Here is a 17889-nt window from a genome sequence, read left to right as displayed (position 1 = left end):
GCACGGTCCCGTGATGCCGCGGCGGTACCATGGCCGCATGTCCTATGAACGTTTCGAGGCGCGGCCGCCCGCCGCGCCTGCCTGGCGCGAGCGCCTCGGCCTGTACTGGAAGCTCATGCGCGCCGACCGTCCGATCGGCTGGCTGCTGCTGCTCTGGCCCACCTGGTGGGCGCTGTGGCTGGCCGCCGACGGCGTGCCGCCGCCCTGGATCCTGTTCGTCTTCAGCGCCGGCGTGTGGCTCACGCGCGCCGCCGGCTGCGTGATCAACGACTACGCCGACCGCTGGCTCGACCCGCACGTGAAGCGCACCCGCCACCGTCCGCTGGCGACCGGGGCCGTGCGCGGGCGCGAGGCGCTGGCGCTGTTCGCGGGGCTGATGCTGGCGGCGTTCGCGCTGGTGCTGACGCTCGACCGGCTCACGATCCTGATGAGCTTCGTCGGCGTGTTCCTGGCCGCCACCTATCCCTACCTCAAGCGCCACACGCACCTGCCCCAGGTCTACCTGGGCATGGCCTTCGGCTGGGGCATCCCGATGGCCTTCGCGGCGGTGCAGGGCGAGGTGCCGCCGCTGGCCTGGGTGCTCTACGCCACCAACATCCTGTGGTCGACCGCCTACGACACCTGGTACGCGATGGTCGACCGCGACGACGACATCCGCATCGGCTCGAAGTCGACGGCGATCCTGTTCGGCGACATGGACCTGGTGATCCAGGGCGTGCTGTACGCGCTGGTGTTCCTGGGCCTGGCCCTGGCCGGCCGCCAGGCCGGGCTGGGGGGGGTGTACTGGGCTTCGCTCGGGGTGGCGCTGCTGCTGGTGCTGCGCCAGTTCTGGATCTGCCGCCATCGCGAGCGCGAGCCCTGCTTCCGCGCCTTCCTCGACAACCACTGGGTGGGCCTGGCGGTGTTCATCGGCATTGCCGGCGACCTGGCGCTGCGCGGCGCGGGCTGATGGCTGGCGCGACTCCGGAGCCGACCACGCCCGATCCCGCACCGCGCCCGACGGCGCTGTCGCCGATGCGCTATCCGGTGTTCCGCCGGGTGTGGCTGGCGAGCGCCTCGTCCAACTTCGGCGGCATGATCCAGTCGGTCGGCGCGGCCTGGCTGATGACCTCGATCGCGCAGTCGGCCGACATGGTGGCCCTGGTGCAGTCCTCGGTGGCGCTGCCGATCATGCTGTTCTCGCTGGTGGCCGGCGCCATGGCCGACAACTACGACCGGCGCCGGATGATGCTCTGGGCGCAGGTCTTCATGCTGCTGGTGTCGACGGCGCTGGCGCTGTGCACCTGGGCGGACCTGGTCACGCCGTGGCTGCTGCTGCTCTTCACCTTCCTCATCGGCTGCGGGGCGGCGTTCAACGCGCCGGCCTGGCAGGCCTCGGTCGGCGACATGGTGCCGCGCACGGAGCTGGCGGGCGCGGTGGCGTTCAACAGCATGGGCTTCAACATCGCGCGCAGCGTCGGGCCGGCGGTGGGCGGCGCGATCGTCGCCGCCGCCGGCGCCGCGGCCGCGTTCGCGGTCAACGCGGTGAGCTACGTGGCGCTGGTGGTGGTGCTGGCGCGCTGGCGGCCGCAGGTGGCCGCGCGCCAGCTGCCGCGCGAGACGCTCGGGGTGGCGATGGCGGCGGGCGTGCGCTACGTGGCGATGTCCCCGGTGATCCGCATCGTGCTGGCGCGCGCGGTGGTGTTCGGCGCCGGCGCCAGCGCGGCGATGGCGCTGATGCCGCTGGTGGCGCGCGATCTGGTCGCGGGCGGACCGATGACCTACGGCCTGCTGCTGGGTGCCTTCGGCGTCGGCGCGATTGGCGGCGCGGTAGGCAGCGCGGGGCTGCGCGAGCGGCTGTCGAGCGAGGGCCTGGTGCGGGCGGCCTGCATCGCCTTCGCCCTGGCCGTGGCCGTCGCGGCCACCAGCAGCGTGCTGCTGCTGACCATGGCGGGCCTGATGCTGGCCGGCGCGTCCTGGGTGCTGGCCCTGTCGACCTTCAACGTGACCGTGCAGCTGTCCACGCCGCGCTGGGTGGTGGCGCGCGCGCTGTCGCTGTACCAGATGTCGGCCTTCGGCGGCATGGCGCTCGGCAGCTGGCTGTGGGGCCAGGTCGCCGACCAGGCCGACGTGCGCGTCGCGCTGTTCGGGGCGGCGCTGGTGATGGTGGCCTGCGCGCTGGTTGGCCTCTGGATTCCGCTGGCGAAGCTCGCCGAGCTCAACCTCGACCCGCTGCGCCGCTGGCAGGAGCCGGAGACCACGGTGCCGGTGCAGCCGCGCACCGGGCCGGTGGTGGTCACGATCGAGTACGTGATCGCCGAACAGGACGTGGACGACTTCCTGGCGGCCATGGCCGAACGCCGGCGCATCCGGCGGCGCGACGGTGCCCGCCACTGGCGGCTGCTGCGCGACCTGGCCGATCCCCGGGTCTGGATCGAACGCTACGAGACGCCGACCTGGCTCGAGTACCTGCGCCACACCAGCCGGCTGACGCAGGACGATGCCTACGTCCCGGCCCAGCTGCGCGCGCTGCATGCCGGCCCCGACGGGCCGCGCGTGCGGCGCATGATCGAGCGCCAGCCCGGCGAGCTGCACCGCGTGCCGGAGTCCGGCCCGCAGGCGCTGACCCAGCCGGTGACCGAGACGATCCGGCCGGGCTGAGGCTCAGGGCGCGCGGGCGCAGACCCAGGCATCGACGCGGTCGGCCCCGGCCTCGAGCAGGGCCTCGGCCGCGGCGTCGAGGGTGGCGCCGGTGGTCATGACGTCGTCGACCAGGACCAGGTGCGCGGGGATCCCGACCCGGGTCGGCACGTCGAAGGCATCACGCAGGTTGGCGCTGCGCGCGCCCGCGTCCAGGCGCGACTGCGCGGCAGTGTTGCGGATGCGCAGCAGCAGGCCCGGCTGTACCGGCAGGCCCAGCATCCTGCCCAGCGGACGCGCCAGCTCCAGCGCCTGGTTGTAGCCGCGCTGGCGCAGGCGGGCCCGGTGCAGCGGCACCGGCACCAGGGCGTCGGGCTGCTCGCAGGCGGCGAAGGTGGCGGCCATGGCCTGGGCCAGCAGGCGTCCGGCGGCGAGGTCGCGGTGGAACTTCAGCCGCGGCAGCAGCCGGTCCAGCGGGAATCCGTAGAGGAAGGCCGCGTGCGCCTGCGCCAGCGCCGGCGGATGCCGCTGGCAGGCGCTGCACAGCCGCCCCGCCGCAACCCATCCTCCTGTAGGAGCAGCTACAGCTGCGACCGGAATCGCCGGGCAGCCCCGGGTAGCGCCAGTCGCAGCTGTAGCTGCTCCTACGGGGCGGGACAACGCGGACGCCGACGCCGGCGCCGGCAGCGGCATCGCGCAGCACAGACAGGCCGGGGGCATCCAGGGCAGGGCGGCGGCACAGCGCGTGCAGAGATCCAGCGGCCCCGCCGCGCCTTCCGCGCACACCAGGCAGCGCGGCGCCCACAGCCCGCGACCGATCCGCGCCAGCCAGCCGTCAACTGGAGCGGCCTGCGCGAGGTTGACAGGTCCGGGCATGGTTTCCAGACTGCCCGGTCTGCCCCCGCCAGGCACTCAGGACCCCGCCATGCCCGCCGTCAGCGAATTCCGCGCTTCCGAGGCCGCCACGCCGCGCCACGACTGGACCCGCAGCGAGGTCGAAGCCCTGCTCGACCTGCCGTTCCCGGAGCTGCTGTTCCGCGCCGCCGGCGTCCATCGGCTGAACTTCGATCCGGCCGAGGTCCAGGTCAGCACCCTGCTGTCGGTGAAGACCGGCGGCTGCCCCGAGGACTGCGCCTACTGCCCGCAGGCCCAGCGCTACGACACCGGCGTCGACGCGCAGAAGCTGATGGAGACCGAGGCGGTGATGGAGAAGGCGCGCGCGGCCAAGGCCGCCGGTGCCTCGCGCTTCTGCATGGGCGCCGCCTGGCGCTCGCCCAAGGACCGCGACATCCCGAAGGTCGCCGCGATGATCGCCGGGGTGAAGTCGCTGGGCCTGGAAACCTGCGCCACGCTGGGCATGCTGACCGGCAGCCAGGCGCAGGCGCTCAAGGACGCCGGCCTCGACTACTACAACCACAACATCGACACCGATCCCGAACACTACGGTTCGATCATCCGCACCCGCGAGCTGCAGGACCGCTTCGACACCCTGGAACACGTGCGCGACGCCGGGCTCAAGACCTGCTGCGGCGGCATCGTCGGCATGGGCGAGACCCGCCGCCAGCGCGCCGGCTTCCTGCAGACGCTGGCGACGATGCCGGCGCACCCCGACTCGGTGCCGATCAACCGCCTGGTGCAGGTGGAGGGCACGCCGCTGCACGGCACCGCCGAGCTCGATCCCTTCGAGTTCGTGCGCACGATCGCGGTCGCGCGCATCCTGATGCCGAAGTCGATGGTGCGGCTGTCGGCCGGCCGCGAGCAGATGTCCGACGAGCTGCAGGCGCTGTGCTTCTCGGCCGGCGCCAACTCGATCTTCCACGGCGAGAAGCTGCTGACCACCGGCAATCCCGACGTCGCGCATGACCAGGCGCTGTTCGACCGCCTCGGCCTGCGCGCGATGCAGGTGACCGTGGATGCCGAAGGCCATGACCACGGCGGCACGGTGCATGCCGATATCGTCGACCAGCCCGGCCGCTGCGTGGCCTAGGATCGCCGCATGGCCGCCCAACGCCCCGACCTGCGCCGCCGCGCCCAGGCCCAGCGCGCGGACGCGCTTGCGCACGACCTCGTGCGCAGCCGCCGCGTGGTCACCCGCCGCGACGGCGTGCGCATGGAGATCGACGGCCGCTGGCTGCTGAACTTCTGCGGCAACGACTACCTCGGCCTGGCCCAGCAGTTCCAGGTCGTCGATGCCGTGCAGGGCGCGGCCGCGCGCGACGGCATCGGCGGCATCTCCTCGCACCTCGTCTGCGGCCACCACGTCGCGCACGAGGCGCTGGAGCGGGAGGTCGCCGACTGGCTCGAAGTACCGCGCGCGCTGGTCTTCGGCAGCGGCTATGCCGCCAACCTGGCCGTGCAGCAGGCGCTGCTGGGCGAAGGCGATACCAGCGTGCAGGACCGGCTCAACCACGCCAGCCTGATCGACGGCGCGCGCCTGGCCGGCTGCCGGCTGCGACGCTATCCGCACGGCGATGCCGAAGGCGCGCTGCGCCAGCTGCGCACGGTGCCCGATGGCGCGGCGATGCTCGCCACCGACGGCGTCTTCAGCATGGACGGCGACGTGGCCCCGCTGCGACAGCTGGCGCTGGTGGCGCGCGTGCAGTCGGCGCTGCTGTACGTCGACGATGCCCACGGCGTGGGCGTGCTCGGGCCAGGCGGTCGCGGCAGCGTGGCCGAGGCGCGCCTGGGCGTGGACGAGGTGCCGCTGCAGCTGGTCACGCTGGGCAAGGCGCTGGGCGGCTATGGCGCGGTGGTGGCCGGCGATGTCGACCTCGTCGAACACCTGGCCGGCAACGCGCGCCCCTACATCTACACCACCGCGCTGCCACCGCCGCAGGCCGCGGCGGCGCTGGCCGCGGTGAAGCTGGCGCGGCGCGAGCACTGGCGGCGCGAGAAGCTGGCGGCCCTGGTGCAGCGCTTCCGCGACGGCATGGCCATGCGCGGCTTCGACCTGCCCGATTCCGCCACGCCGATCCAGCCCGTGCCCTGCGGCGACAACGCGCGCGCGCTGGACATGGCCGCGCGGCTGGAGGCCGACGGCTTCCGGGTGGCCGCGATCCGCCCGCCGACCGTCCCCGAGGGCCGCGCGCGCCTGCGCGTCACGCTTTGCGCCGCGCACGGCGAGGACCAGGTGGATGCGCTGGTCCACGCGCTCGCGCGGGCCCGCGACCACGCGGACGCCGCGCGCGCGGCCTGATCCACATGTCCGGCGACACGCCCGCCACCAGCCGCGCGCTGGCCGCCGTCGGCATCGGCCTGGCCTCGGCGCTGTTCTTCACCATGACCTACGTGCTCAACCGGGTCAGCGCGAACGCCGGCGGCGACTGGGCCTGGACCGCGACCCTGCGCTACGTGATCACGCTGCCCCTGCTGCTGCCGCTGCTGCCCTGGCAGGGCGGCGCGGCCCCGGTGTGGCGGGCGATCCGCCGGCACCCCTGGGCCTGGCTGCGCTGCAGCGCCATCGGCTTCGGCGCGTTCTACCTGCTGCTGTCGTTCGCGGCGTCCAGCGGGCCTTCGTGGCTGGTGGCGGGCAGCTTCCAGTTCACCGTGGTCGCGGGGATCCTGTGCGCGCCGCTGCTGTACCGCGACGCACGCCGGCGCATCCCGAGGGCGGCGCTGATGGTCGCGGCGCTGATCCTCGCCGGCGTGCTGCTGCTGCAGGCCGGCCACGGCGGCGGCGCCATCGACCGCGCCGGGTGGATCGCGCTGGCCTGCGTGCTCGGCGCCGCCATCGCCTATCCGCTCGGCAACCGCCTGCTGCTGCTGCACCTGGAGCGCAGCGGCGAGGACCTCAATGCCACCCAGCGCGTGTTCGGCATGACCCTGGCCAGCCAGCCGCTGTGGTGGGCGGTGGCGGCCTGGGCCTGGACGCGCAGCGGCGCGCCGCCGGCCGACCAGGTCTGGCTGGCCGCGGGCGTGGCGCTGAGCGCCGGCGTGGTCGCCACGATCCTGTTCTTCCAGGCCACCGGCATGGTGCGCGACAACCCCACGGCGCTCGGCGGCGTGGAGGCGATGCAGGGCTCGGAGCTGCTGTTCGCGATCCTGATTGGCGTGCTGTGGCTGGGCGAGCCGGTGCCGGGCGCGGTCGGCCTCGTCGGCGCCGCGCTGATCGTCGGCGGCATCGGGATGTTCGCCTGGCTGGTGGCGCGCCACGCCGCCGGCAGCCCCGCGCGGCAGCGCGCGCTGCGCACGGACAAGGGCGCATGAGCGTGGACTTGCACATCGAGGTCCAAGGCCGTGGCGCGCCGCTGGTGTTGCTGCACGGCTGGGCGATGCACGGTGGCGTGTTCGCACCGCTGGTAGCGCGGCTCGCGGACCGCTTCGAACTGCATGTCGTCGACCTGCCCGGCCACGGCCGCAGCCGCGACAGCGCCGTGGCGCTCGAGCCCGATGCCGTGGTCGATGCGGTGGCCGCGCGCGTGCCGGTGGCGCCCTGGCTGGGCTGGTCGCTGGGCGGGATGTTCGCGCTGCGCGCGGCGGCGACGCGGCCGGCGCGGGTGCCGGCGCTGGTGATGGTGTGTTCGGCGCCGCGGTTCGTGCGGGATGTCGCGGGGGCCGCAGCGGTAGCTGCGACCCGCGACGGCGGGACTGCCGCCGCCAATCGCTACGGCATGTCCCCCGAAATCTTCGCCGGCTTCGCCCGCGGCCTGCGCGACGACTACCACGGCACCCTCGAGCGCTTCATCGCGCTGGAGGCCTTCGGCTCCGACGATGCCCGCGGCGAGCTGCGCGCGCTGCGCGCCGAAGTCTTCGCGCGCGGCGAGCCGCCCGCCGCGGCGCTGGCGCAGGGCCTGGACCTGCTGCGCACGGTCGACCAGCGCCCGCTGCTGCCCGCGCTCGGCGTGCCCAGCCTGTGGATCGCCGGCCGCCGCGACCGCGTGGTCGATCCGCGCGCGATGCGCGCGGCCGCGGCGCAGGCGCCCGGCGCCGGCTTCGTCGAGGTCGAACACGGAGGCCACGCGCCCTTCCTCACCCACGCCGACGACGTGGCCGGGGCCATTGCCGGCTTCCTGGCCGGTACCGGCCGTCCGCCGCGCCCGCCACTACCGCGGCCGCCATCACCCGATCCGGACAGCAGCGCAACGCCATGAATCCCCAGGACGTCTTCGACCACCGCCAGGTCCGCCGCGCCTTCTCGCGCGCGGCCGGCAGCTATTCCGCCGCCGCCGAGCTGCAGCGCGAGATCGAGTCACGGCTGTTCGAGTCGCTCGACTACCTGGGCGACCAGGTGCCGACGAGCATCCTCGACCTCGGCAGCGGGCCCGGCACCGGCGCGCTGGAACTGCGCAGGCGCTGGCCGAAGGCGCGCGTGGTCGCCATGGACCTCGCGCTGCCGATGCTGCGCCAGGTCGCGCCGAAGCGCGGCTGGAACCCGCTGCAGCGCCCCATCGACCGCGTCTGCGCCGACGCGCGCGCGCTGCCCGTGGCCGACGACAGCGTGGACCTGATCTTCAGCAACCTGTGCCTGCAGTGGGTCGAGGACCTCGATGCGCTGTTCGCCGGGTTCCGTCGCGTGCTGCGGCCGGGCGGCCTGCTGCTGGTGTCGACCTTCGGCCCCGACACGCTGCACGAGCTGCGTGCGTCGTTCGCGGCGGCCGACGCCGCCGACCATGTGTCGCCGTTCCCGGCGATCGCCGAGTTCGGCGACGCGCTGATGCGCGCGGGCTTCCGCGACCCGGTGCTCGACCGCGATGTCGAGCTGCATCGCCACCCCGCCATGGCCGACCTGATGCGCGGCCTGCGCGAGCTCGGCGCCACCAACGCGCTGGCCTCGCGCCGCCGCGCGCTCACCGGCCGTGGCCGTTTCGCCGCCGCGCAGGCCGCCTACGAGTCGTGGCGTGGCGAGGACGGCCAGCTGCCGGCGACCTGGGAAATCATCACCGCGATGGCCTGGGCGCCGGCGCACGGCCAGCCGATCCGCGAGGGCGGCGAGGACGTGGCGCGCTTCCCCGCCTCCGGCATCCCCGTGCGACGTCGCGGCGGCGGCTGAAACCGGCCGCGGCAGGCGGCGCCACCGAGCCTGCGCGCGCGTACCAGTCACGGAAGGCGGCGCGGCCCGCGTTCATCCAGCGCCGCGGGTGCCTGCCTACACTCGCGCCATGCGAATTCCGTCGCCTCCATCCCGCTGCAGCGCGGCCGCGGCCGCCATCACCATCGTGCGGCGCCCCCGCCCGCGCCTGCTGCGCCGCGCGCTTGCGTTGCCGGCGCTGCTGCTCGGTCTCGTGCCGGCGCTGTCGGCCGACGCCCAGCGCTACGACATCGACCTGTCGCAGCTCGATCCCGCGGCCGTGCTCTCGCTGGGCGACGAGGTGCTGCTGCGCGCGCCCGATCCGGTCCTTGACCGCCTGTTCAAGGCGGTGCACGCGAGCTCGCGCTCGGACAGCGAATCCGCGGCCCTGTGCGAGCTCTTCGACCCCGACGCCGCGCGTGACGTGGCGGCGTTCCAGCGCGCGGTCGACCGCCTGGGCGACCCCAGCCGCGAGCGCTTCGCGCTGGCCTTCACCGACATCGCGCTCGCCGGCCTGCAGGGCCAGGTGCAGCCCTACGATCCCGCGCATGCGCGCCAGGTGCTGAAGTCGGCGGCGGTCAGCGCCACCTTCCTGCACGAGGGCTTCATGCTCGGGCTGGCGTCCGAAGGCCGCGACGAGGCCAGCCGCGCCGCGCGCTGCCGGTCCTTCCGCTGGCTGGTGGGTGTGCTCGACGGCCTGCCGCAGGCCGACCGCGCCGCCGCCACGCGCTGGCTGCTGCGCGAGGGCCTGACTCTGGTCGGCGGGCCCGGCTGACCGGCTCAGTCCGGCCTGACCACCAGGTCGCGGTGGAAGAAGTAGACCTCGCGCGCGAGGAAGCGCCACTGGGTGCGGAAGCTGCGGAAGCGCGTGCTCGGCGTCGGCGAGCCCACGGCGTCGATGCCGAGCTGGCGGCTCAGTCGCAGCGCGCGCGCCATGTGCAGCGGGTCGCTGACCACGATCACGCGGCGCAGGCCGTGGTCGGACAGCAGGTCGCGCGTACGCGCCAGGTTCTGGTAGGTGGTGCGCGACAGCGTCTCGATCAGGATCGCGTCTTCCGGGACGCCGGCGCGCAGGGCGAAGGTCCGCGCCACCTGGGACTCGGAGAAGCGCGCGCCGTCGCCGTAGCCGCCGGTGAACACCAGCGCGCGGGCATAGCCGCGCTCGTACAGATCGATGCCGTGGCGGATGCGCTCGGTGAACACCGGCGATGGCCGGGTGTCGTAAGCGGCCGCGCCCAGCACCACGATGGCGTCGGCGGCCCGGGCCTGGTCTCGGTTGCCGACGTAGACGATCCAGGCGGCCACCGCCGCCAGCCACAGCGTCGCCAGCAGCAGGAGCCGCAGCGGCCAGCGCCAGAACCGGCGCGGTCGCGTGCCGCGATGGCGCCTGCGGCGCGTCATGCCGCCGTGGCCCAGGGCAGCGCATCGAGGTCGACGTTGCCGCCGCTCAGCACCACGCCCACGCGCAGTCCGGCGAAGCGCGCGGGATGGCCGAGCACCGCGGCCAGCGCGATCGCGGACGAGGGTTCGATCACCTGCTTCATCCGCTGCCAGGCCAGGCGCATCGCGGCGACGGTGTCGGCATCGTCGACCACGAGGACCTCGGCGCCGTGCGCGCGCAGGATCTCGAAGCCGGGCTGGCCCAGGGTGCCGCGCAGCCCATCGCAGACGGTGTCGGGGACGAAATCGGTGACGCGTTCGCCGCGGGCGAGCGAGTCGCGGGTTTCGGCGGCGCCCGAGGGCTCGGCCAGCACCAGCCGGCAGCCCGGCGCCGCCCCGGCCAGCGCCAGGGCGGTGCCTGCGGCCAGGCCGCCGCCGCCGACCGGCACCACCACGACATCCAGCGGCCCCCCGGCCGACGCCAGCAGCTCCAGCGCCGCCGTGCCCTGGCCGGCGATGACCGCAGCGTCCGCATAGGGGTGGACCAGCTGCGCGCCGGTCGCCTGCACGATCCCCGCGCAGGCGGCTTCGCGCGCCGCGATGCCGGGTTCGCAGCGGTGGAGGACCGCGCCATAGGCGGCGATCGCCGCGAGCTTGCTGGCGACCGCGCCGTGCGGCACCACGACGTGGCAGGCGATGCGGCGGCTGGCCGCGGCCAGTGCGAGCGCGGCGCCGTGGTTGCCGGAGGAATGGGTGGCGACGCCGCGCCGGGCCTGTTCATCCGTCAGCGCCCACACCGCGTTGCAGGCGCCGCGGAACTTGAAGGCTCCGGTGCGCTGCAGGTGTTCGGCCTTGAACGACACGCGGCAGCCGGCCAGCGCGTCGATCGCGCTGGAGCGCAGCACCGGTGTCGGGTGCGCGTGGGGTGCGATCCGGGCGGCGGCGGCCAGGACGTCGTCGAACGTGACGGCTGCGGGCATGCCCGCCAGACTAGCGGACTTGCCGCCTGCGTTCAGCAGCGGTCAGGATCGGGGGCAGGGGTTAAGCCGCAATTCAATGCCTTGGGCAGACCCTGTGACGGCAACCACACAGGGGACGCGAACATGCGCAAGATCCTCATCGGCCTCGCATCAGCCGCCCTCCTGGCAGGTTGCGCGACCGGCTATGGCTACAGCGAATACGGCGGCTACAGCAGCCAGGGCTACGGCGACTACTACTACGGCGACGCCGTCCCCCATGGCTACTCCGGTTACTACGATCCGTACTACGGCGGCTACGTCCGCGGGTCCGGCGGGCTGGGCTATTACCGTGGCACCGGCTACTACGGCGGGCTGTACGGCGGCTGGGGCTATCCGTGGTACGGCGGCTATTACCCGGGCTGGTACGACCGGCCCGGGCACCACCACCGGCCTCCCTATCGTCCGCGACCGGACAGCCACCTGAGGCCCGACGTGCGGCCGCCCGACCGCAGCGGCCCGTCTCCGGCCAGCAGGCTGCGCTCGGCGGAGGAGATCGAGCGGTTGCGTGAGGCTCGCCGCTCGCAGGCGCGAGGGTCGCGCCCCGCGGCCGTGCCCGTGCGCGAGGCGGCGGAGCCGCCGCGCAACCGCCTGCGTTCGCCCGGCGAGGTGAGGCAGGTTGCGCCTGCGCCCCGAAGCGCCCCGCTGCCGCGCCAGCGCACTCCGGCGCCGGGTGCGATGCCCGTCGATCGCAGCAGGCTGCGTGGCGGCGATCTCCGCTCGCCGGGCGCTGGCACGCAGGTGCCGCGCCAGGCTCCCCGCCTGCGTCCCGTGCCGGCCGCGCCGGCCATGTCGCGCCCGCAGCCGCCATCCCGCGTGGTCGCGCCGGTGCGGCAGGCTCCGCCCCGGCAGGGCCCTGCCAGTCGCATCGCGAGCCCGGCGAGGCAGTCCGCACCCCGGCCGGCGGCGCCCAGCCGGGTTGCACCGCAGCGGCCGACGCGGGTTTCACCGCAGCGCGGACGCCCGGCCTCGCAGGAAGAGCGGTAACGCGACCGGCGTCGCGCTCCGGAGCGCTCCGGGCGCTTGCGCCGCGGCCGGAGTCGTCGCAAGCTAGGGCCGACTGACCGGTTGCGTCGCTTCCTGACGTAATCCGGGGTGACCAATGTCGACACCCGGCGGGGGAGCCCGGATCCCCCCTGTTCCGCTCCTGCCGGGTGTCGGCGCCTTTCCCGGCATCGCGGGCCACCAGGTCCCGCCAAAAAAAAAACGGGGCCGAACGTCCCCCGACGTTCGGCCCCTTCGCTTCCCCGGGATGCGCTTGGCCAGCCCTGTTCCAATCTCCGGCCACGCCCCCCTAGGCGATTGCCATCCCGGGTGCGCCTGTATCGAACGCAGGATGCGTGCCAACTTCAGTCCTTCCGCCGCGGCAGCGCGGCCAAGCGCGATAATTGCGAGATGCATCACGACTTCCACCGCCACGACGTCATCGTGATCGGCGGCGGCCACGCCGGCACCGAAGCCGCGCTGGCCGCCGCGCGTGCCGGTGCGCGCACGCTGCTGCTCACCCACAGCATCGAGACCATTGGTGCGATGAGCTGCAACCCCGCGATCGGCGGGATCGGCAAGGGCCACCTCGTGCGCGAGATCGATGCGCTGGGCGGGGTGATGGCGCGCGCCGCCGACGCCGCCGGCATCCAGTGGCGGCGCCTCAACGCGTCCAAGGGTCCGGCGGTGCGCGCGACGCGCTGCCAGGCCGACCGCGCGCTGTACCGGGCCTTCATCCGCCGCGCGGTGGAAGCGCAGCCGCACCTGACCGTGTTCCAGGCGGCGGTCGACGACCTGGTGATCGAGGGCGGCGCCGTGCGCGGTGCGGTGACCAATACCGGGCTGCGCTTCGAAGCGCCGGCCGTGGTCCTGACCGCCGGCACCTTCCTCGCCGGCCGGATCCACGTCGGCGAGGCGCAGCATGCCGGTGGGCGCATGGGCGATCCGCCCTCGGTGCGCCTGGCCGAGCGCCTGCGTGACGGTCCGTTCGTGGTCGACCGCCTCAAGACCGGCACGCCGCCGCGCATCGACGGCCGCACGCTCGACTACTCGGTGATGGTCGAGCAGCCGGGCGACGACCCGCGTCCGGTGTTCTCCTTCATGGGCACGCGCGACGACCATCCCGCGCAGGTCTCCTGCTGGATCACCCAGACCACGCCGCGCACGCACGACATCATCCGCGGCGCGCTGCATCGCTCGCCGATGTATTCCGGCCGGATCGAGGGCACCGGGCCGCGCTACTGCCCGTCGATCGAGGACAAGGTGGTGCGCTTCGCCGAGAAGGACAGCCACCAGGTCTTCGTCGAGCCCGAGGGTCTGGGCGTGGCCGAGATCTATCCCAACGGCATCTCCACCTCGCTGCCCTTCGACGTGCAGCTGGCCCTGGTGCGCTCGGTGCAGGGCTTCGAGCGCGCGCACATTACCCGGCCCGGCTATGCGATCGAATACGACTACTTCGACCCGCGCGGCCTGAAGGCCACGCTGGAGACCAAGGCCGTGGCCGGGCTGTACTTCGCCGGGCAGATCAACGGCACCACCGGCTACGAGGAGGCCGCCGCGCAGGGCCTGCTGGCCGGCGCCAATGCCGCGCGCGCGGTGCAGGGCCGCGACGGCTGGGCGCCGCGCCGCGACCAGGCCTACCTCGGCGTGCTGGTCGACGACCTGGTCACCCACGGCACCAGCGAGCCCTACCGCATGTTCACCAGCCGCGCCGAGTACCGGCTGCAGCTGCGCGAGGACAACGCCGACCTGCGGCTGACGCCGGTCGGCCGCGAGCTGGGCATCGTCGACGACGCGCGCTGGGCGGCCTTCGCGCGCAAGCGCGACGCGGTCGCGGCCGAAACGCAGCGCCTGGGCGGCCTCTGGGCATCGCCGAACAACGCCATCGGCCGCGACGCCTCCGCGGTGCTGGGCATCGACATCAGCCGCGAATGCAGTGGGCTCGACCTGCTGCGCCGGCCGGAGCTGGACTACGCGAAGCTGGCCGCGGTGCCGGCCTTCGGTCCGCAGGTGGCCGACCCGGCGGTGGCCGAACAGGTGGAGATCGAGGCCAAGTATTCGGGCTACCTCGAGCGCCAGCGCGAGGAGATCGCGCGCCAGCGCCGCAGCGAGGAGACGCTGATCGGCGAGCACTTCGACTACGCGGCGGTGCGCGGGCTGTCGGCGGAGCTGCGACAGAAGCTGGCCCAGGTGCGCCCGCAGACCGTCGGCCAGGCGCAGCGCATCCCGGGCATGACGCCGGCGGCGATCTCGCTGCTGCTGGTGCACCTGGAGCGGGCCCGGCGCAGCAGCGCGGCCTGAGCGCCCGCGCGCAGCCTGCCGCAGCGGCCGCTACGCCGTCCGCGGCCCCGGACAGGCCGCGCGGATGTGTCGCTGGCGCCTCCGCATCCGGCGCGGCAAGCTGGCGTCATGCCCACCTCCAGTCCGCGCCCGGGGGACGATGCGCTGGCCGCACGCGCCGAACATGCGGTCCTGCGCGCGTCGATCATCGCCACCGTGCTCGTGGCCGCGCTGGGCATCGTGGCCGGGCTGGCGTCGGGCTCGTTCGCGGTGGTGTTCGACGGCGTGTATTCGCTGTTCGATGCGCTGGCCAGCATCGTGGCGCTGCTGGTGGCACGGATGATCGCCGACTACGCCGCCAGCGGCGAGCGCAGCCGCGAACTGTCCGAGCGCTTCACCATGGGCGTGTGGCACCTGGAGCCGATGGTGCTGGCGGTGACCGGCCTGCTGCTCATCGGCGCCACCTGCTATGCGCTGATCAACGCCATCGACAGCTTCCTGTCGGGCGGGCGCGAAATGCAGTTCGGCATGGGCATCGCCTACGCCGTGGTCACGCTCGTGGTCAGCGTGGCGCTGGCGCTCTACGGCTGGCGCGCCAACCGCCGGCTGGGTTCGCAGCTGGTGGCCATCGACATCCAGGCCTGGGCGATGTCGGCGGCGATCACGCTGGCACTGCTGGTGGCGTTCGTGATCGGGCTGGCGCTGGAGGGGACCGCCCAGCGCTGGCTGGTGCCCTATGTCGACCCGGCGGTACTGGCGCTGGTGTGCGTGCTGATCCTGCCGATCCCGTACCGCACGGTCCGACGTGCCATGGCCGACGTGCTGATGGTGACGCCGCCACTGCTGAAGCAGCACGTGGACGAAGTGGCGCGGCACTTCGTCGAGCGCGAAGGTTTCCTCGGCCACCGGTCGTACGTGGTGCGCAAGGGACGTGGCCGGCACATCGAGGTGTTCTTCATCGTGCCGCGCGGCTGGCCGGCGCGCACGCTGGAGGCCTGGGACGAGCTCCGCGACGAGATCGGCGATGACACGCCCGACCGCTGGCTGACCGTGTCGTTCACCGCGGACCGCGACTGGGCCTGAGGCCACGTCGCCGCTGCGGCGCGCGATGATCGCTGGCCGCCGGCCCACGTGCCTGCGCGTGCCCCATGCGGGTCCGCCGGCTCAGCCCGCCGCCTGACCGCCGTGCGTGCCGAGCTGGTCCACCAGCGACTGGCTCGCGCGGTTCAGTCCCACCACCTCGACCTCGGCGCCGTGCCTGCGCAGCTTGAGCACGACGCGGTCCAGCGCGGCCACCGCGGTGGTGTCCCAGAAATGCGCCGCGGTGAGGTCGATGACCACCCGGCCGGGGGTGTGCACGTAGTCGAAGCTGTTGGCGAACTGCACCGCGCAGGCAAAGAACACCTGGCCCCGTACCCGGTAGGTGCGCGTGCCGTCGGCGGCGTCCTCGTGCGTGACGTCGAGCACCGCGCTGACCCGGCGGGTGAACGAGAGCGCGGTCAGCAGCACGCCGGTCAGCACGCCCTTGGCCAGGTCGCCGGTGGCCACGGTGACGACCACCGTGCCCAGCATGATCACGTTGGCGGTTTTCGGATGCGTGCGCAGCTCACGGAAGCTCTTCCAGTGGAAGGTGCCGATGCTGACCATGATCATCACCGCCACCAGCGCCGCCATCGGGATCCGCGACACCCAGTCCGAGGCATAGACCACCAGCACCAGCAGCACCACGCCGGCGACGAAGCACGACAGCCGCCCGCGCCCGCCGGAGCTCACGTTGATCACCGACTGGCCGATCATCGCGCAGCCGGCCATCCCGCCGAACAGGCCGGCCACGATGTTCGCGCTGCCCTGGCCGACGCACTCGCGGCGGCGGTCGGTGGGCGTGTCGGTCATGTCCTCGACGATCTGCGCGGTCATCAGCGACTCCAGCAGGCCCACGACCGCGAGCGTGGCCGACACCGGCAGGATGATGCGCAGCGTCTCCATGGCCAGCGGGATGTCCGGGAACAGGAACACCGGCAGCGCGTCGGGCAGCTCGCCCATGTCGCCGACGGTGCGGATGTCCAGGCCCAGCCAGATGCTGACGCCGGTCAGCAGAATGATCGCCACCAGCGGCGAGGGCACCGCCTTCGTAAGCAGCGGCAGCAGGTAGATGATCGCCAGCCCCGCCGCGCACACCGCGTAAACCGTCATCGGCATGCCGATCAGCTCCGGCAGCTGGGCGAGGAAGATCAGGATCGCCAGTGCGTTGACGAAGCCGACCACCACCGAGCGCGAGACGAAGCGCATCAGGGTGTTGAGCTTGAGCGCGCCTGCGAGGATCTGCAGCACGCCGGCCAGGATGGTGGCGGCCAACAGGTACTGCAGGCCGTGGTCGCGCACCAGGTCGACCATCACCAGGGCCATCGCGCCGGTGGCGGCGGAGATCATGCCCGGCCGGCCGCCTGCGATCGCGGTCACCACCGCGATGCAGAACGAGGCGTACAGGCCCACCCGCGGATCGACGCCGGCAATGATGGAGAAGGCGATGGCTTCGGGGATCAGCGCCAGCGCGACCAACACGCCGGAGAGCACGTCGCCGCGGACGTTGCCGAACCACTGCTCGCGCAGCGGTGGATAGGTGACGGACACGGATCGACTCCGGAGGGGTGTTGGCGAATGGCATGGCCCCTAAAGGGCCATGTCCTCGTAGCTGCGCGGATCGGCGACCGGCTCCAGGTGCCCGGTCACGCTCATGGCCGGGAACTGCGCCACGATCAGCTCGACCAGGTCCTCCATGGCGTCATGGCCGCGCTGCACGGTCCAGTCGCCGGGCACCAGCATGTGCATCTCCATGAACTGGCGGGATCCGGACTCGCGCGTGCGCACGGCGTGGAACTCGATCCGGCCCTGCTCGGTGTGGGCATCGAGGATGGCCTGGATCCTGGCGTTGTCTTCCGGCGACAGGGACGCGTCCATCAGCCCGGCGGTCGACTCGGAGATGAGCCTGTAGCCGGTAAACAGGATGTTCACCCCCACCAGGATCGCGATCACCGGGTCCACCCAGGTCCAGCCGCTGAGCCAGGCCAGCCCCAGGCCGATCACCACCCCGACCGAGGTGTAGACGTCGGTCATCAGATGCTTGCCGTCGGCGCGCAGGGTGATCGAGCGGTGCCGTTCGCCGACGCGGATCAGGATCCGCCCGACGACGCCGTTGAGCACCGCGGCTACCATCGATACGGCCAGGCCGATGCCCAGCGACTCCAGCGGCCGCGGGTTGAGCAGGCGCTCGATGCCCAGGTAGATGATCGAGGCCGCCGCGAGGAAGACCATGATCCCTTCCAGGGCCGCGGAGAAGTACTCCGCCTTGCTGTGCCCGAAGTGGTGGTCCTCGTCGGCGGGCCTGGCGGCGATGGTCAGCGAGACCAGCGCGACGATCGCCGCCACCAGGTTGACCAGCGACTCCGCGGCGTCCGACAGCAGGCCCACCGAGCCGGTGATGGCCCAGGCGGCCGTCTTGAGCAGGACCGTCAGCACCGCCGCGGCGATCGCCAGCCAGGCGTATTTCCTCAGGTCCGGCCTGGTCGCGGGCGGGCTACCGGTGTTGTCCATCCGCCTATTGTG

16 protein-coding genes are annotated in these 17889 nt (G+C 73.2%); 11 read left to right on the top strand and 5 right to left on the bottom strand.

Annotated elements, in window-relative coordinates; translation table 11 throughout:
- The first annotated feature begins 37 nt into the window (after positions 1-37).
- Positions 38-949: a 4-hydroxybenzoate octaprenyltransferase gene (gene ubiA / locus H9645_RS04950; RefSeq protein ID WP_191728627.1), complete on the top strand. Its 912-nt coding sequence runs from the start codon at positions 38-40 to the stop codon at positions 947-949.
- Positions 949-2640, top strand: coding sequence for an MFS transporter (locus tag H9645_RS04945; protein ID WP_191728626.1), 1692 nt, complete (start codon positions 949-951; stop codon positions 2638-2640). Before ubiA ends, H9645_RS04945 begins: the two co-directional genes overlap by 1 nt.
- A gap of 3 nt (positions 2641-2643) precedes the next feature.
- Here the strand turns inward: H9645_RS04945 and H9645_RS04940 are convergent, their stop codons facing one another.
- Positions 2644-3495 carry a ComFC family protein gene (locus H9645_RS04940; RefSeq protein ID WP_225218014.1) on the bottom strand — a complete coding sequence of 284 codons (852 nt, stop codon included), beginning with the start codon at positions 3493-3495 and terminating at the stop codon, positions 2644-2646.
- A 49-nt stretch (positions 3496-3544) separates the two neighbouring features.
- On the opposite strand from H9645_RS04940, the gene bioB reads away from it, so the two are divergent.
- The 6 genes from bioB (at position 3545) to H9645_RS04910 (ending at position 9401) form a co-directional block, all read left to right on the top strand.
- A complete protein-coding gene (gene bioB, locus H9645_RS04935) occupies positions 3545-4606 on the top strand; it encodes a biotin synthase BioB (RefSeq protein ID WP_191728625.1) in 1062 nt (353 codons plus the stop codon).
- A gap of 9 nt (positions 4607-4615) precedes the next feature.
- Positions 4616-5815 carry an 8-amino-7-oxononanoate synthase gene (gene bioF / locus H9645_RS04930; protein WP_191728624.1) on the top strand — a complete coding sequence of 400 codons (1200 nt, stop codon included), beginning with the start codon at positions 4616-4618 and terminating at the stop codon, positions 5813-5815.
- A 5-nt stretch (positions 5816-5820) separates the two neighbouring features.
- Positions 5821-6825, top strand: coding sequence for a multidrug resistance efflux transporter family protein (locus tag H9645_RS04925; RefSeq protein ID WP_191728623.1), 1005 nt, complete (start codon positions 5821-5823; stop codon positions 6823-6825).
- Positions 6826-6833: 8 nt separating this feature from the next.
- Positions 6834-7709, top strand: a complete 876-nt coding sequence (bioH, locus tag H9645_RS04920; RefSeq protein WP_191728962.1) for a pimeloyl-ACP methyl ester esterase BioH — start codon at positions 6834-6836, stop codon at positions 7707-7709.
- Positions 7706-8608, top strand: coding sequence for a malonyl-ACP O-methyltransferase BioC (gene bioC / locus H9645_RS04915; protein ID WP_191728622.1), 903 nt, complete (start codon positions 7706-7708; stop codon positions 8606-8608). The genes bioH and bioC overlap by 4 nt, the downstream gene beginning before the upstream one ends.
- 166 nt (positions 8609-8774) lie before the next feature.
- Positions 8775-9401 (top strand): hypothetical protein, encoded by a 627-nt coding sequence (locus tag H9645_RS04910; RefSeq protein ID WP_191728621.1) that lies wholly within the window; start codon positions 8775-8777, stop codon positions 9399-9401.
- A 5-nt stretch (positions 9402-9406) separates the two neighbouring features.
- Here the strand turns inward: H9645_RS04910 and H9645_RS04905 are convergent, their stop codons facing one another.
- Together H9645_RS04905 and H9645_RS04900 are read right to left on the bottom strand one after the other, a co-directional pair.
- Positions 9407-10027, bottom strand: coding sequence for a YdcF family protein (locus H9645_RS04905; protein WP_191728620.1), 621 nt, complete (start codon positions 10025-10027; stop codon positions 9407-9409).
- Complete coding sequence (locus H9645_RS04900; protein WP_191728619.1) at positions 10024-10986, bottom strand: pyridoxal-phosphate dependent enzyme; 963 nt, start codon at positions 10984-10986, stop codon at positions 10024-10026. Before H9645_RS04900 ends, H9645_RS04905 begins: the two co-directional genes overlap by 4 nt.
- Before the next feature lie 123 nt (positions 10987-11109).
- On the opposite strand from H9645_RS04900, the gene H9645_RS04895 reads away from it, so the two are divergent.
- The 3 genes from H9645_RS04895 (at position 11110) to H9645_RS04885 (ending at position 15369) form a co-directional block, all read left to right on the top strand.
- The gene (locus tag H9645_RS04895; protein ID WP_191728618.1) at positions 11110-12009 is read left to right on the top strand and encodes a hypothetical protein; all 900 of its coding nucleotides are present in this window, start codon (positions 11110-11112) and stop codon (positions 12007-12009) included.
- 408 nt (positions 12010-12417) lie between these two features.
- Positions 12418-14307: a tRNA uridine-5-carboxymethylaminomethyl(34) synthesis enzyme MnmG gene (mnmG, locus tag H9645_RS04890; RefSeq protein WP_191728617.1), complete on the top strand. Its 1890-nt coding sequence runs from the start codon at positions 12418-12420 to the stop codon at positions 14305-14307.
- A 108-nt stretch (positions 14308-14415) separates the two neighbouring features.
- Complete coding sequence (locus H9645_RS04885; RefSeq protein WP_191728616.1) at positions 14416-15369, top strand: cation diffusion facilitator family transporter; 954 nt, start codon at positions 14416-14418, stop codon at positions 15367-15369.
- 81 nt (positions 15370-15450) lie between these two features.
- Here the strand turns inward: H9645_RS04885 and H9645_RS04880 are convergent, their stop codons facing one another.
- Positions 15451-16917 (bottom strand): SulP family inorganic anion transporter, encoded by a 1467-nt coding sequence (locus tag H9645_RS04880; RefSeq protein ID WP_318240492.1) that lies wholly within the window; start codon positions 16915-16917, stop codon positions 15451-15453.
- Between the two features lie 39 nt (positions 16918-16956).
- Positions 16957-17877, bottom strand: coding sequence for a cation diffusion facilitator family transporter (locus tag H9645_RS04875; protein ID WP_191728615.1), 921 nt, complete (start codon positions 17875-17877; stop codon positions 16957-16959).
- Positions 17878-17889: the final 12 nt, after the last annotated feature.

The organism is Luteimonas colneyensis, assembly GCF_014836665.1.
GTDB lineage: Bacteria > Pseudomonadota > Gammaproteobacteria > Xanthomonadales > Xanthomonadaceae > Luteimonas > Luteimonas colneyensis.
This window is presented reverse-complemented; position numbering and strand designations above follow the sequence as displayed.